Genomic DNA, 15,729 nt, shown 5'->3' with positions numbered 1-15,729 from the left:
CGGATATGGCCAAAAAAGTAGTTGGCTACATCAAACTGCAGATTCCGGCTGGCAAGGCTAACCCGTCTCCGCCGGTCGGTCCGGCGCTGGGTCAGCGCGGTCTGAACATCATGCAGTTCTGTAAGGAATTCAACGCAAAGACGCAGGGTCTTGAGCCGGGGATGCCGATCCCGGTCGTGATCACCGCCTATGCGGACCGTACCTTCACCTTCATTACGAAGACGCCGCCGAACACCTACTTCCTGCTGAAGGCAGCGAAGATCACCAAGGGTTCCCAGACGGTTGGCCGTGCGTCTTCCGTCGGGTCCGTGACGACATCCCAGCTGCGTGAGATTGCTGAGAAGAAGTTCCAGGACATGAACGCAAACGACATCGATGGTGCCGTGCGTATGCTGGCAGGGTCTGCCCGTTCCATCGGTCTTGATGTGGTGGAGGGCTGAGAACATGGCCAAGAACAAACGTATTGCCGCCCTGCGCGCCAAGGTTGATGGTGACAAGCTGTACTCCCTGAACGACGCTGTCGCTCTGGTGAAGAGCAACGCAACGGCCAAGTTCGATGAGACGGTTGAATTCTCCATCGGTCTCGGTGTTGATCCCCGTCATGCTGACCAGATGGTCCGTGGTCTGATCTCCCTGCCGCACGGTACGGGCAAGACGCTGCGTGTCGGTGTGTTCGCCCGTGGCCCGAAGGCTGAGGAAGCTGCTGCCGCCGGTGCCGAGGTTGTCGGTGCGGAAGACCTGGCCGAGAAGGTGCAGGCTGGTGAGATCGAGTTCGATCGCTGCATTGCCACCCCGGACATGATGGCTCTGGTCGGACGTCTGGGTAAGATTCTTGGTCCGCGCGGCCTGATGCCGAACCCCCGTCTCGGTACCGTGACGATGGACGTCAAGGGTGCCATTGAGGCTGCCAAGTCCGGTCAGGTGGAATATCGTGCCGAGCGTGCCGGTATCGTTCATGCTGGCGTCGGCAAGGCTTCTTTCTCCGAGTCTCAGCTGGCTGAGAACGTGAAGGCTCTGGTGGATGCGCTCCAGAAGGCCCGTCCGTCCGGTGCGAAGGGGACTTATCTGAAAAAGGCTTCACTTTCCTCCACAATGGGGGTAGGTGTGCGTATCGATCTCTCCAGCTTTGAAGGCTGATTGAGGGGAGATTATGGAATCGCCACCCTCCAGGGTGGTGTTCTGGAGCAGCCCAGGCTGCTCCTTTCCTGTCCTAGAACGCATGTGGGTGTCATCCCTTAAAGCCCTTTTCGGGCGCAGGCGTGAGACGGGCAGAGCGTATCAGGCCCTCTGGGTGCGATGCGGTCTTCCTTATCATGGACAGGCGAGCGGGCTCTGTTGTGCCTTTGGGCAGGGCGGGGCCTATGGGTAACCTGGTCCGAGCAATCGGACTAACGAGGAGACAGGTTTTGGACCGTACGGAAAAACGGGCCTTTGTCGAGTCCCTCAGCAAGGTGTTTGGTAGCACGTCCATGGTTGTCGTCACCCAGAATCTGGGTCTGACGGTTGCCGATGCGACAGAACTGCGCCGCAACATCCGCGCTGTAGGTGCGACATACAGGGTTGCGAAGAACCGGCTGGTCAGCCGTGCTCTGGATGGGACCCAGTTCGACGGCATTGCGCCGCTGCTTAAAGGCCCGACGGCCATTTCTTGGTCGGATGAGCCGGTTGGCGTGGCGAAGGTGCTGGTCGAGTTCGCCAAGAAGAATGACAAGCTGGTGGTACTTGGTGGTGCCCTTGGCAATCAGACCCTTACGGCTGATAGCGTCAAGGCACTGGCCTCCCTGCCATCTCTGGACGAGCTGCGTGCACAGCTGGTTGGTATGATCAGTACCCCGGCAACCCGCATCGCAGGCGTCACCCAGGCTCCGGCTGGGCAGCTTGCTCGCGTTCTTGGTGCCTATGCCAGAACAGGCGACACGGAAGCCGCTTGATTAACGGGGTGGCCCGCATGAGCGACGCCGCCTGACATTTACGCATCTTAGAGGATATTATCATGGCCGATCTGGCAAAACTGGTTGACGAACTGTCCGCTCTCTCCGTTCTGGAAGCTGCCGAGCTGTCCAAGCTGCTCGAAGAGAAGTGGGGCGTTTCCGCTGCTGCTCCGGTTGCTGCTGTTGCTGCTGCTCCGGCTGCTGGTGGTGAAGCTGCTGCCGAGAAGACAGAGTTCGATGTTGTTCTGGCCAAGGCTGGTGACAAGAAGATCAACGTCATCAAGGAAATCCGTGGCATCACGGGTCTGGGCCTGAAGGAAGCCAAGGACCTGGTCGAGGGCGCTCCGAAGACCATCAAGGAAGGCGCCACGAAGGACGAGGCCGAGAAGATCAAGAAGGTTCTGGAAGAGAACGGCGCTACCGTCGAGATCAAGTAAGAGCTGTATCCATGCGGTCCCCTTTGGGGGAGCCGTTGGAGCGAGTGGGCGGGTGCTTTATGGTGCCCGCCCCATTTGCCGTTGACAGGGAAGTTGTCTATAGTAAGGCATTCCGTCACGCGTCATAGACAGGATTAAGCCAGCCGTTCAAGTCGTCTGATATTCCATGGGGTTAATGGGATGGTCACATAGCGGACGACTTGAAGGTCTGGTTCAGAGGCAGGATAAGATGGCGATCACAAAATCGTTCACAGGGCGTAAGAGGATCCGCAAGAGCTTCGGGCGCATTCCCGAAATTGCGCCGATGCCTAATTTGATTGACGTGCAGCGGGCTTCCTATGAAGCTTTCCTGCAGATGAATGTGCGCCCCGACAGCCGGGAGCCGGCTGGCCTTCAGGAGGTGTTCCGTTCAGTTTTTCCGATTCATGATTTTGCTGGCCGTGGGCGGCTGGATTTCCAGTATTATGAATTCGAAGAACCGAAATACGATGTGGAAGAGTGCATCCAGCGTGGCCTGACCTATGCAGCCCCGCTGAAGGTCATTCTGCGTCTGACAACGTGGGATATTGACGAGGATACGGGGACTCGCTCCATTCACGACCTGAAGGAGCAGCCAGTCTATATGGGCGACATGCCGCTCATGACGGACAACGGGACCTTCATCATCAACGGGACGGAACGTGTCATCGTTTCCCAGATGCATCGTAGTCCCGGCGTGTTCTTCGATCACGACAAGGGCAAGACACACTCTTCCGGGAAGTATCTTTTTGCTGCCCGTATCATCCCTTACCGTGGTTCCTGGCTCGATTTCGAGTTCGATGCCAAGGATATCATCCATGTCCGCATCGACCGCAAGCGCAAGCTGCCGGTTACCACGCTGCTCTATGCACTGGAAGGTGACAATTACCTCAAGGCTCGTGAAGCCAAGCTGGCCGAGGGTGGTGACGTCGATACACTCGAAGTTGCCGGTATGGATGAGGACGAGATTCTCTCCACTTTCTACGATCTCGTGCCCTTCACCCGCATGGGTGGCGAGTGGGCCCGCCCGTTTGAGCCGGATGCCTTCCGTGGCCTGAAGCTGCTCAGCCCGCTGGTGGATGCTGATACCGGCGAGGTTGTGGCAGATGCCGAGACCAAACTGACAGCCCGTGTCGTTCGCAAGATCGCCGAGAAGACCCGTGTTGTGCAGGTGGGGCGTCTGGATATTCTGGGTCGCTTCATTGCCCATGATCTTGTCAATGAAAAGACCGGTGAAATCTATGCCGAGGCTGGCGAGGAGCTGACGGAAGAGAAACTGGCCGAGCTGGAAGAGCTGGGCCTGAAGGAGCTTCCGCTTCTCGCAATTGACGGGACGCATGGCCCGTGGATCCGCAACACCCTGATGGCGGACAAGAACACCACGCGGGAAGAAGCGCTGATCGATATTTATCGTATCATGCGCCCTGGTGAGCCGCCGACCCGTGAGACGGCAGAAGCCATGCTGCATGGTCTGTTCTTCTCGCAGGACCGGTATGACCTGTCTGCCGTTGGCCGTGTAAAGATGAACATGCGGCTGGATGTGGATGCGCCCGATACGCTGCGGACGCTGCGCAAGGAAGACATCCTGCGGACGGTCAAGATCCTCTGCGATCTCAAGGATGGTCGTGGTCAGGTCGATGACATCGACAACCTCGGTAACCGTCGTGTCCGTTCCGTCGGCGAGCTGATGGAGAACCAGTATCGCATCGGTCTGCTGCGTATGGAGCGCGCCATCCGTGAGCGTATGGGCTCTGTCGATATTGACACGGTCATGCCGCATGACCTGATCAACGCCAAGCCTGCTGCTGCTGCCGTACGTGAGTTCTTCGGTTCCTCCCAGCTCAGCCAGTTCATGGATCAGACCAATCCGCTCTCCGAGGTGACACATAAACGTCGCCTGTCGGCCCTTGGTCCGGGCGGTCTGACCCGTGAGCGTGCAGGCTTTGAAGTCCGTGACGTTCATCCGACCCATTATGGCCGTATCTGCCCGATCGAGACGCCGGAAGGGCCGAACATCGGTCTGATCAACTCCCTGGCCACTTATGCCAAGGTGAACAAGTACGGCTTCATCGAGACGCCGTATCGTCTGGTGAAGGATGGCGTTTTCCAGGACGGCTGGAAGTATCTCTCCGCCATGGAGGAAGAACGCCTTCTGGTGGCGCAGGCCGATGCCAAGCAGAGCGACAATCGTCTGACGGATGAGCTGGTGGCTGTCCGCCAGACCGGTGACTTCCGTCTTGTGCCGCCGGAACAGGTTACCGCCTGTGACGTGTCGCCGAAGCAGCTGGTTTCCGTGGCTGCTGCGCTTATTCCGTTCCTAGAAAACGACGACGCCAACCGTGCGCTGATGGGTTCCAACATGCAGCGTCAGGCCGTGCCGCTGGTGAAGGCTGATGCCCCGCTGGTCGGTACCGGCATGGAAGGCCCTGTGGCGCACGACTCTGGTGCGACCATCATTGCCAAGCGTGGCGGTGTGGTGGACCAGCTGGATGGTGCCCGTATCGTGATCCGTGCGACGGACGAGCAGGGGGCCACCCAGGGCGTGGACATCTACCGTCTGCGCAAATACATGCGTTCCAACCAGTCTACCTGCCTCAATCAGCGTCCGCTGGTGAAGGTTGGCGATCTGGTCGCTGCCGGTGACATCATCGCTGATGGTCCGTCCACCGAACTGGGTGAGCTGGCTCTGGGCCGTAATGTGCTCGTGGCCTTCGTGCCGTGGAATGGGTACAACTTCGAGGACTCCATCCTGATCTCCGAGCGTATCGCCCGGGATGACATCTTCACTTCAATTCACATTGAAGAGTTCGAGGTCATGGCCCGTGATACCAAGCTGGGTCAGGAAGAAATTACCCGTGACATCCCGAATGTCGGTGAGGAAGCCCTGCGCAACCTTGATGAGGCCGGCATTGTCTATGTCGGTGCCGAGGTCAATCCGGGTGACATCCTGATCGGCAAGGTGACGCCGAAGGGTGAAAGCCCGATGACACCGGAAGAAAAGCTTCTGCGTGCCATCTTCGGTGAAAAGGCCTCTGATGTACGTGACACCTCCCTCAAGCTGCCCCCGGGCACGAGCGGGACGGTGGTTGATGTCCGTGTCTTCTCCCGCCGTGGTGTGGACAAGGACGAGCGTGCCATGGCCATCGAGCGGGCCGAGATCGAGCGTCTGGCCAAGGACCGTGATGACGAGCGTGCCATCCAGGAGCGCAGCTTCTACAACCGCCTCAAGGAGCGTCTGGTCGGGCAGGAAGCTGCTGCAGGCTTCAAGGGCGTGCGGGCTGGCACACCGATCACGGCCGAGCTGCTGGGTGAGCATCCCCGTGTGACGTGGCGCAATATTCCTGTTGCCGACGTGGCTGTCATGGCCGAGCTGGAAACGCTGTGCCGTGAGTTTGATGGTGCCATCAAGCGCATCAACAACCGCTTCGACAACAAGGTCGAGAAGCTCCAGCGTGGTGACGAGCTGCCGCCTGGTGTGATGAAGATGGTCAAGGTCTTCATTGCCGTGAAGCGCAAGCTTCAGCCGGGTGACAAGATGGCTGGCCGTCACGGTAACAAGGGTGTGGTGTCCCGTGTCGTTCCTGTCGAGGACATGCCGTTCCTCGAGAATGGTCAGCCGGTTGATCTGCTGCTGAATCCTCTGGGCGTGCCGTCCCGCATGAATGTGGGGCAGATTCTGGAGACGCATCTGGGCTGGGCCTGTGCCAATATCGGCCAGAGCATCGGTGCGATGGTTGATGAATATCAGCGCACGGGTGAGCGTCGGCAGGAGCTGCTGGACCGTCTGAAAGATGTCTATGGTGAGAAGATCTTCAATGAAGATATCGCTACGATGGACAACGATCAGCTGATCGAGCTGGCCAACAACCTGCGCAAGGGCGTGCCGATCGCAACTCCGGTGTTTGATGGTGCCTCCATCCCTGACATCGAGGAGATGCTGAAGAAGGCTGGTGTCAGCGAGAGTGGTCAGTCCCAGCTGATCGACGGGCGTACGGGCGAGAAGTTCGAGCGTCAGTCCACGGTGGGCTACATCTACATGCTGAAGCTGCATCACCTTGTTGATGACAAGATTCATGCCCGCTCGATCGGTCCTTACTCGCTGGTCACCCAGCAGCCGCTTGGTGGTAAGGCCCAGTTCGGTGGTCAGCGTTTTGGTGAGATGGAGGTCTGGGCACTGGAGGCTTACGGTGCTGCCTACACGCTGCAGGAAATGCTGACGGTGAAATCGGACGATGTGTCCGGCCGGACGAAGGTGTATGAGGCGATCGTTCGTGAGCAGGACGACTTTGAAGCTGGTATTCCAGAGAGCTTCAACGTTCTGGTGAAGGAACTGAAGTCGCTTGGTCTGAATGTCGAACTTGAGCAGGGAGGGCTGTGAGGGCAGTGCTTTCCGCTTCTTCTTCATTGTTCATGTTTAACGTGCCGGCGGGACGCCGCCCGGCACAGTGGGGTTTCGGCAAATGAACGAACTCATGAAGATTCTGGGTCAGTCTGGTCAGTCAGGCACGTTTGACCAGATCCGCATCCAGCTCGCCTCCAGTGAGCAGATCCGCTCATGGTCCTATGGCGAGATCAAAAAACCGGAGACGATCAACTACCGTACCTTCAAGCCGGAGCGTGACGGGTTGTTCTGTGCCCGGATTTTTGGTCCGACCAAGGATTACGAGTGCCTCTGTGGCAAGTACAAGCGGATGAAGTTCCGTGGAATCGTCTGTGAGAAGTGCGGTGTCGAGGTGACGCTGGCCAAGGTCCGCCGTGAGCGGATGGGCCATATCGACCTTGCTTCACCTGTCGCTCATATCTGGTTCCTGAAGTCCCTGCCGAGCCGCATTGCCACGATGCTGGACCTGCCGCTCAAGGATGTTGAGCCGGTCCTGTATTTCGAGAAGTTCCTGGTGCTCGACAAGGGCGTCTGCGAGTCCGATCAGGTCGAGTCCTACAAGCACGGCAAGCGTCGTGACCAGTATTTGCTGGATGAAATCCGTTGCGAAGAGCTGATGGATGAATTCGCTGATGACGGTCTGGATGTCGGTATCGGTGCCGAGGCCATCAAGCGTGCGCTGTCCAGCTATGACTGGGGTCTGCCGAACGCTCAGGAGGCCGAGCTGAGCCGTGCTGCCCGGGAGCGTGGCGAGCCGGATCCGTTCGATTACGACGCCGAGGTGATGGACGGCGATTCGGAAAAGACGGTCATGCGCAAGAAGTTGCGCAAGGCGACATCCGAGGCAGCCCGCAAGAAGCTGGTCAAACGCCTCAAGATGGTCGAATCCTTCGTCGAGAGTGGTGCCCGTCCGGAATGGATGATCATGGACATCGTGCCTGTGATTCCGCCGGAGCTGCGTCCGCTCGTGCCGCTGGATGGTGGGCGTTTCGCCACCTCCGACCTGAATGACCTGTATCGCCGTGTCATCAACCGTAACAACCGTCTGAAGCGGCTGATCGAGCTGCGTGCGCCGGACATCATTGTCCGCAATGAAAAGCGCATGCTGCAGGAAGCCGTTGATGCGCTGTTCGACAATGGCCGCCGTGGCCGTGCCATCACCGGGGCCAACAAGCGTCCGCTGAAGTCCCTGTCCGACATGCTGAAAGGGAAGCAGGGTCGCTTCCGTCAGAACCTGCTCGGCAAGCGTGTGGACTATTCTGGCCGTTCCGTGATCGTGGTGGGGCCGGAGCTGAAGCTGCATCAGTGTGGTCTTCCCAAGAAGATGGCGCTGGAGCTGTTCAAGCCCTTTATTTATTCCAAGCTGGAGAAGTACGGGCACGCCACGACCATCAAGGCCGCAAAGCGGATGGTCGAGAAAGAGCGTCCGGAAGTCTGGGATATCCTCGAAGAGGTCATCCGTGAACATCCGGTGATGCTGAACCGTGCGCCGACCCTGCACCGTCTCGGCATTCAGGCATTTGAGCCGAGCCTCGTGGAAGGCAAGGCCATCCAGCTGCACCCGCTGGTCTGCACCGCCTTCAATGCGGACTTTGACGGTGATCAGATGGCCGTGCACGTACCGCTTTCGCTGGAAGCCCAGCTGGAAGCCCGTGTGCTGATGATGTCCACCAACAACATCCTCAGCCCGGCCAACGGCAAGCCGATCATTGTGCCTTCCCAGGACATCGTGCTTGGCCTGTACTATCTGAGCCTCGAGGTGCCCGAGTACCGTCTGACGCCGGATGAAGCCGAGATCAAGGATGGCAAGGTCATCAAGGCGGCTCCGCCTGCCTATGCGGCCGTGGCCGAGATTGAGGCGGCCCTGCTTTCCGGTGCGCTGAAGCTTCATGACAAGATCCGTCTGCGTCTGGATGCTCAGGATGAGGAAGGCAAGCCGGTCCGTCAGATGATCCTGACGACACCGGGTCGCGCCCTGATTGCCCAGATCCTGCCGAAGCATCCGGCCATTCCGTTCAGCCTGATCAATCGTCAGCTGACGAAGAAGCTGGTGTCCGACGTGATTGATACCGTGTATCGTCACTGCGGGCAGAAAGAGGCTGTCATTTTCTGTGACCGTCTCATGGCTCTTGGTTTCCGCCACGCTGCCAAGGCTGGCATCTCCTTCGGCAAGGACGACATGATCGTTCCAGCCGAAAAGACCACTCTGGTCAACAAAACCACCGAAGAGGTGAAGGAGTTCGAGCAGCAGTATCAGGAAGGTCTGATCACCGCTGGCGAGCGCTATAACAAGGTGGTGGATGCCTGGTCCCGCTGTACGGATGAAGTGCAGGCGGCCATGCTCAAGGAGATTTCCAAGCAGGTACCGGGCAAGCCGACAAACTCTGTCTGGATGATGAGCCATTCCGGGGCCCGTGGGTCACCGGCCCAGATGAAGCAGCTTGCCGGTATGCGCGGCCTGATGGTGAAGCCGTCTGGTGAGATCATCGAGCAGCCGATTGTGGCCAACTTTAAAGAAGGTCTGTCAGTTCTCGATTACTTCACGTCCAGCCATGGTGCCCGTAAGGGGCTGGCTGATACGGCGCTGAAGACCGCCAACTCTGGTTACCTGACACGTCGTCTTGTCGACGTGGCGCAGGACTGCATCATTACCGAAACTGATTGCGGTAGCGAGCGTGGCCTCGTTGTCCGTGCGGTGACGGATAGCGGTGAGGTCGTGGCTTCTCTGGCAGAGCGTGCCCTCGGGCGGACCCTGTCCCAGGATGTGTTCCATCCGATGACGGGTGAGAAACTGCTGGAGCGCAACCGTCTGCTGGAAGAAGCTGATGTCGAGATGCTCGAAGGTGCCGGGATTGAAGCGGTGGAAATTCGCTCCGTCCTGACCTGTGACAGCAAGGCGGGCATCTGCGCCCATTGTTATGGCCGTGATCTGGCCCGTGGTACGCCGGTCAACATCGGTGAAGCCGTTGGCGTGATCGCTGCCCAGTCCATCGGTGAGCCGGGAACGCAGCTGACGATGCGTACCTTCCACATTGGTGGTGCGGCGACCCGTGGTGCCGAGCAGTCCATGGTCGAGGCTTTCCGTGACGGCAAGGTGACCATCCGTAACCGCAACGTCGTCCAGAATTCCCAGAACGTTCCTGTGGTCATGTCCCGGAACTGTGAGATTCTGCTGATTGACGAAACCGGGGCGGAGAAGGCCCGCTACCGTGTGCCTTACGGTGCCCGCCTGATGGTGTCCGAAGGGCAGGAGGTCAAGCGTGGTGACAAGATGGCAGAGTGGGATCCCTACACGCTGCCGATCATCACGGAGCAGGCTGGGACGGTCGAATATCAGGACCTGATCGACAGCATCACGCTGGTCGAGCGGGTTGACGAGGTGACCGGTCTGACCTCACGTGTTGTCGTGGACTATAAGCAGGCCGCCAAGGGTGTTGATCTGCGTCCCCGCCTCCAGCTCAAGGATGCGGATGGCAATGTGGTCCGTCTCGCCAATGGCAACGAGGCCCGCTACTTCCTGTCTCCTGACAGTATTCTGTCCGTGGAGAATGGGGCCGTGGTCCATGCCGGTGACGTGCTGGCCCGTATTCCGCGCGAGGGTTCCAAGACCCGTGACATTACCGGTGGTCTGCCACGTGTGGCCGAGCTGTTCGAAGCCCGCCGTCCGAAGGACCATGCGATCATTGCCGAAGGTGATGGCCGCATCGAGTTCGGCAAGGACTACAAGTCGAAGCGTTGTGTCATCGTACATAATGACGAGACGGGTGAGCGGACGGATTACCTGATACCCAAAGGCAAGCATATTTCCGTGCAGGAAGGTGACTTTGTCCAGAAGGGTGACCCGCTGGTCGATGGTCCCCGTGTGCCGCATGACATCCTCAAGGTCATGGGGATGGAAGCCCTGTCCGACTATCTGGTCAATGAGATTCAGGACGTCTATCGCCTGCAGGGCGTGAAGATCAACGACAAGCATATTGAAGTGATCGTCCGTCAGATGTTGCAGAAGGTTGAGGTTCTGGAGCCGGGTGATTCCACCTATCTCATTGGTGAGACTGTGGACCGGATCGAGTTCGAGCGGGACAACAGGATGCTTCTGGAGCAGGGGCGTGAGCCGGCAAAGGCCATGCCGATCCTTCAGGGTATTACCAAGGCGTCTCTACAGACGCAGTCCTTCATCTCTGCGGCCTCCTTCCAGGAGACTACGCGTGTGCTTACCGATGCCGCCACATCTGGCAGAATCGATACGCTTGGTGGCCTGAAGGAGAATGTGATCGTGGGCCGTCTCATCCCGGCAGGGACGGGCGGTGCCATGCGGCGTCTGCGTAATCTTGCAGCAGACCAGGCCCCGGCTCGCCTCGATAAGGGGAGAGCTGAGGTAGAAGACGCTGCTGAGTGAGGAATTCTGGGGTCAAGCCTCTCTGTTATGGCAGAGAGGCTTGACTCTCGGGCCAACCCAACTTAGGGTCCGCGCCTTAGACAGTTCCCGCCTGTTAAGGTGAAGGAATCGTCCCAGAATAAAAAATAGCATCTGGCACTACTTTTGTTTCTTGGAAAAAAAGGTTAAGTCCAGAGGCAAGTAGCTTTGGAGGAGGGAAGATTCTTTCCTTTCTTCTGTGCAATCGTGCGAAGACAGGCGGTTCAGCCGCATGTCGGTTAGAACGGAATGTCGTGGCGGGGGTTTCCCCGCCAGCATATGGACAAGGATTGGGAAGGGCGCATGCCGACCATCAACCAGTTGATCGCAAAGGGCCGTGAGCCGGCCGCAAAGCGGAACAAGGTTCCTGCTCTGCAGGGATGTCCGCAGAAGCGTGGTGTTTGCACACGTGTTTATACTGTAACGCCGAAAAAACCGAACTCCGCCCTGCGTAAGGTCGCCAAGGTGCGTCTGACCAACGGGTATGAGGTGGTGAGCTATATTCCGGGTGAGGGGCACAACCTCCAGGAGCATAGCGTTGTTCTGATCCGCGGTGGTCGCGTGAAGGATCTTCCCGGTGTGCGTTACCACATTCTTCGTGGTGTGCTGGATACGCAGGGTATCGCAAAACGCCGTCAGCGCCGTTCGCTGTATGGCGCAAAGCGGCCGAAATAAGGGGTATTTGGAATGAGTCGCCGTCATCGCGCTGTCAAGCGTGAGATCCTTCCCGATCCAAAATTCGGAGATGCCGTCATTACGCGCTTCATGAATGCGCTGATGTATGATGGTAAGAAATCTACTGCTGAACGCATCGTTTATGGAGCGCTGGAAGTGCTGCGTAAGCGTGGCGGGTCTTCTGCGGACCCGGTGGCCATGTTCCACTCAGCACTGGATAATGTAAAGCCGGCCGTTGAGGTCCGTTCCCGCCGTGTTGGTGGTGCGACCTATCAGGTTCCGGTAGAGGTTCGTGCAGAACGCCGTCAGGCGCTGGCTATCCGCTGGCTGATTGAGGCGTCCCGCAAGCGTGGTGAGAACACCATGCAGGACCGTCTTTCCAATGAGTTGATGGACGCGGTGAACAACCGCGGTGCAGCCGTCAAGAAGCGGGAAGACACTCACCGTATGGCTGAAGCCAATAAGGCATTCAGTCATTATCGCTGGTAATTTTTACCGGTAATAAGGCTTCTGGCCATTTTCTGGTTTCCAGGGTGGCCAGCATGAAGTTTCAGTCATACCTCTGGCCCTTGTGGGTCAAGGTTTTGGAGAGAGACGATGGCAAAGGCTAAATTTGAGCGTACAAAGCCGCATGTTAACATCGGCACGATTGGTCACGTTGACCATGGTAAGACCACGCTGACGGCTGCAATCACAAAGACACTGGCTGAGACCGGTGGTGCAACCTTCAGTGCTTATGACCAGATCGACAAGGCTCCTGAAGAGCGCGCTCGTGGTATTACGATTTCCACAGCTCACGTTGAGTATGAGACGGAAAACCGTCACTACGCTCACGTGGACTGCCCCGGCCACGCTGACTATGTGAAGAACATGATCACCGGTGCGGCCCAGATGGATGGCGCTATTCTGGTTGTCTCCGCTGCTGACGGCCCGATGCCGCAGACACGTGAGCACATCCTGCTGGCCCGTCAGGTCGGTGTGCCGGCTCTGGTGGTCTTCCTGAACAAGGTTGACCAGGTTGACGATCCGGAGCTGCTGGAGCTGGTGGAGATGGAAGTTCGTGAGCTTCTGTCCTCCTACGACTTCCCTGGTGACGATATCCCCATCGTCAAGGGTTCTGCTCTGGCCGTTCTGGAAGATGGTAACCCGGCACAGGGCAAGGAAGCCATCCTGGAGCTGATGAAGGCTGTTGACAGCTACATCCCGCAGCCGGAGCGTCCGGTTGACCGTCCGTTCCTGATGCCGATCGAAGACGTGTTCTCCATCTCCGGGCGTGGTACGGTTGTGACTGGCCGTGTCGAGCGTGGTGAAGTCAACGTCGGTGACGAGGTCGAGATCGTTGGTCTGCGTCCTACCGTCAAGACGACAGTTACGGGCGTCGAGATGTTCCGCAAGCTGCTGGATCGCGGTGAAGCTGGTGACAACATCGGTGCTCTGCTGCGTGGCACGAAGCGCGAAGATGTTGAGCGTGGTCAGGTTCTGGCAAAGCCGGGCACCATCACCCCGCACAGCAAGTTCAAGGCTGAGGCCTACATCCTGACGAAGGAAGAGGGTGGCCGTCATACGCCGTTCTTTACCAACTATCGTCCGCAGTTCTACTTCCGTACGACGGACGTGACGGGTGTTGTGACCCTGCCGGAAGGCACCGAGATGGTGATGCCGGGTGATAACGCTACCATGGATGTCGAGCTGATTGCTCCGATCGCCATGGACGAAGGTCTCCGCTTCGCTATTCGTGAAGGTGGCCGTACAGTGGGTGCCGGCGTGGTGGCTTCCATCAGCGCCTAAGTCCCTGCTGACTTCGGAATCTGGTGCCCCGGTCGAATTTTTTTCGGCCGGGGTTCCATTTCTAGGAGAAATGCAGTAGGACGGCATCCGGTTTATTAAGGATGAAGTGAAATCATGGACGACCAGAACATCCGCATTCGCCTCAAAGCGTATGATCATCGCGTGCTGGATAACAGCACGAAAGAGATCGTCAATACGGCGAAGCGTACGGGTGCGCGGGTTCGGGGTCCCATCCCCCTGCCGACGCATATTGCCCGGTTTACTGTGAATCGTTCACCGCATGTGGATAAGAAGAGCCGCGAGCAGTTCGAAATGAGAACGCACCGCCGGCTGCTCGACATTGTCGAGCCGACCCCGCAGACCGTGGACGCCCTCATGAAGCTCGATCTCGCCGCTGGCGTAGATGTCGAGATTAAACTCTAAGGTCCAGACGATGCGTACCGGATTGATTGCAAAAAAGCTGGGGATGACCCGGCTCTTTAAAGAAGACGGCACACATGTGCCGGTGACGGTGCTGCACCTTGATGCTGTCGAGGTTGTGGATGCCCGTACACAGGAGCGTGATGGCTATACGGCTGTCCAGCTTGGTATGGGGGCTGCAAAGGCCAAGCACGTCACAAAAGCGAACCGTGGGCATTTTGCCCGTGTGAAGGTTGAGCCCAAGAAGAAGCTGGCCGAGTTCCGTGTGGCAGAGGATGCCCTGCTGGAACCGGGGACGAAGCTTTCTGCTGCCCATTTCGTGGTTGGTCAGAAAGTGGATGTCACGGGCCGCAGCAAGGGTAAAGGTTTTGCTGGTGTCATGAAGCGCCACAACTTTGCCGGTCTTGAGGCGACACACGGCGTGTCCATCAGTCACCGTTCTCACGGCTCTACAGGTCAGCGCCAGGATCCTGGTAAGGTCTTCAAGGGCAAGAAGATGGCTGGTCACCTCGGTGACAAGCGCGTGACAACACAAAACCTCGAAATTGCTGCTGTGGATGAAGAGCGTAACCTGATCATGGTGCGCGGTGCTATCCCAGGTGCCAAGAACAGTGTTGTTCTGGTTCGCGATGCAATCAAGAAGGCCCGTAATGCGGACGCGCCATATCCGGCAGCGACCGTTGAGGCCGCCGGGTGAGGGATATGGAATACGATATCAAAACCCTCGAAAACGGAAGTGCCGGTAAAATCGCACTGCCGGAAGAGATTTTCGGGATTGTTCCCCGCAAGGACATCATGGCCCGCGTCGTGAACTGGCAGCTTGCCAAACGTCGTGCTGGCACACACGCAACAAAGGGCAGGGGTGTCGTTTCTGGCACAACCAAGAAGCCGTATCGCCAGAAGGGGACAGGTTCTGCTCGTCAGGGCTCTCTGAGAGCTCCGCAGTTCCGTACCGGTGGTGTTGTGCATGGTCCGGTCGCCCGTGATCATGGTTTCGACCTCCCCAAGAAGGTGCGTCGTCTCGGGCTGCGCTCTGCCGTTTCCCAGAAGGCTTCTGAAGGCAAGCTGATCATCCTGAAGGATCTGGCTGGCGTTGAGAAGACCCGTGAGGCTGCTGCCCGTCTGAAGGCTCTTGGCTGCTCGTCTGCGCTGATCGTGGATCAGGTTGCTGACCAGCCGTTTGCCCGTGCGATTGCCAATCTGCCCAAGATCGATCTCCTGCCCACGATCGGGGCAAATGTTTATGATATTCTCAAGCATGATGTGCTGGTGATTACCCACGCTGCTCTTGAGGGTCTCAAGGAGCGTCTGGCATGACAACGAAAACAGTTCTGAATGCACGCAAGGCGGCTGCTGGCCTGTCTCAGGAAGCTCTGTTTGATGTGCTGCGTGCACCGCTGATCACTGAAAAGGCAACCATGGCTTCTGAGAAGAACCAGGTTGTGTTCAAGGTGGCTCTGGAAGCAACGAAGCCGCAGATCAAGGTCGCTGTCGAGAAGCTTTTCAACGTCAAGGTGGCTGGTGTCAGCACCCTGATCCAGAAAGGTAAGACAAAGCGCGTCAAAGGTCGTCCGGGTCGCCGTTCTGACATCAAGAAGGCGTATGTCCAGCTTGCTGAAGGTCAGTCAATTGACCTCACAGCGAAGCTTGGTTGAGGCGCGGGGT

General features: G+C 58.0%; 13 protein-coding genes. All 13 read left to right on the top strand.

Translation table 11 applies throughout. From position 1 onward, the window contains the following. Positions 1–5: 5 nt before the first annotated feature. The 13 genes from rplK (at position 6) to CO583_RS06280 (ending at position 15,719) form a co-directional block, all read left to right on the top strand. Positions 6–440: a 50S ribosomal protein L11 gene (rplK, locus tag CO583_RS06340; protein ID WP_043557819.1), complete on the top strand. Its 435-nt coding sequence runs from the start codon at positions 6–8 to the stop codon at positions 438–440. Between the two features lie 4 nt (positions 441–444). Next, a complete protein-coding gene (gene rplA, locus CO583_RS06335) occupies positions 445–1,137 on the top strand; it encodes a 50S ribosomal protein L1 (protein ID WP_043558313.1) in 693 nt (230 codons plus the stop codon). A gap of 269 nt (positions 1,138–1,406) precedes the next feature. Further along, positions 1,407–1,931 (top strand): 50S ribosomal protein L10, encoded by a 525-nt coding sequence (gene rplJ / locus CO583_RS06330; RefSeq protein WP_043557820.1) that lies wholly within the window; start codon positions 1,407–1,409, stop codon positions 1,929–1,931. A 62-nt stretch (positions 1,932–1,993) separates the two neighbouring features. After that, a complete protein-coding gene (gene rplL, locus CO583_RS06325) occupies positions 1,994–2,368 on the top strand; it encodes a 50S ribosomal protein L7/L12 (RefSeq protein WP_043557822.1) in 375 nt (124 codons plus the stop codon). A 229-nt stretch (positions 2,369–2,597) separates the two neighbouring features. Beyond that, positions 2,598–6,764 carry a DNA-directed RNA polymerase subunit beta gene (rpoB, locus tag CO583_RS06320; protein ID WP_248630627.1) on the top strand — a complete coding sequence of 1,389 codons (4,167 nt, stop codon included), beginning with the start codon at positions 2,598–2,600 and terminating at the stop codon, positions 6,762–6,764. Positions 6,765–6,846: 82 nt separating this feature from the next. Continuing rightward, a complete protein-coding gene (gene rpoC / locus CO583_RS06315; RefSeq protein ID WP_043557824.1) occupies positions 6,847–11,163 on the top strand; it encodes a DNA-directed RNA polymerase subunit beta' in 4,317 nt (1,438 codons plus the stop codon). Between the two features lie 321 nt (positions 11,164–11,484). After that, on the top strand, positions 11,485–11,856 hold the full coding sequence (rpsL, locus tag CO583_RS06310) for a 30S ribosomal protein S12 (protein WP_023979007.1): 372 nt from the start codon (positions 11,485–11,487) through the stop codon (positions 11,854–11,856). Positions 11,857–11,868: 12 nt separating this feature from the next. Next, positions 11,869–12,345 carry a 30S ribosomal protein S7 gene (gene rpsG / locus CO583_RS06305; protein ID WP_043557827.1) on the top strand — a complete coding sequence of 159 codons (477 nt, stop codon included), beginning with the start codon at positions 11,869–11,871 and terminating at the stop codon, positions 12,343–12,345. A gap of 108 nt (positions 12,346–12,453) precedes the next feature. Continuing rightward, positions 12,454–13,644, top strand: a complete 1,191-nt coding sequence (gene tuf, locus CO583_RS06300; RefSeq protein ID WP_043557828.1) for an elongation factor Tu — start codon at positions 12,454–12,456, stop codon at positions 13,642–13,644. Positions 13,645–13,758: 114 nt separating this feature from the next. Beyond that, the gene (rpsJ, locus tag CO583_RS06295) at positions 13,759–14,067 is read left to right on the top strand and encodes a 30S ribosomal protein S10 (RefSeq protein ID WP_018980179.1); all 309 of its coding nucleotides are present in this window, start codon (positions 13,759–13,761) and stop codon (positions 14,065–14,067) included. Between the two features lie 10 nt (positions 14,068–14,077). Beyond that, the gene (gene rplC, locus CO583_RS06290) at positions 14,078–14,761 is read left to right on the top strand and encodes a 50S ribosomal protein L3 (RefSeq protein WP_043557830.1); all 684 of its coding nucleotides are present in this window, start codon (positions 14,078–14,080) and stop codon (positions 14,759–14,761) included. Positions 14,762–14,766: 5 nt separating this feature from the next. Next, positions 14,767–15,381 (top strand): 50S ribosomal protein L4, encoded by a 615-nt coding sequence (rplD, locus tag CO583_RS06285; RefSeq protein WP_043557831.1) that lies wholly within the window; start codon positions 14,767–14,769, stop codon positions 15,379–15,381. A gap of 41 nt (positions 15,382–15,422) precedes the next feature. Next, positions 15,423–15,719, top strand: coding sequence for a 50S ribosomal protein L23 (locus tag CO583_RS06280; protein WP_181005181.1), 297 nt, complete (start codon positions 15,423–15,425; stop codon positions 15,717–15,719). Positions 15,720–15,729: the final 10 nt, after the last annotated feature.

The organism is Parasaccharibacter sp. TMW2.1882, from assembly GCF_023337635.1.
Taxonomy (GTDB): Bacteria; Pseudomonadota; Alphaproteobacteria; order Acetobacterales; family Acetobacteraceae; genus Bombella; species Bombella apis.
This window is presented reverse-complemented; position numbering and strand designations above follow the sequence as displayed.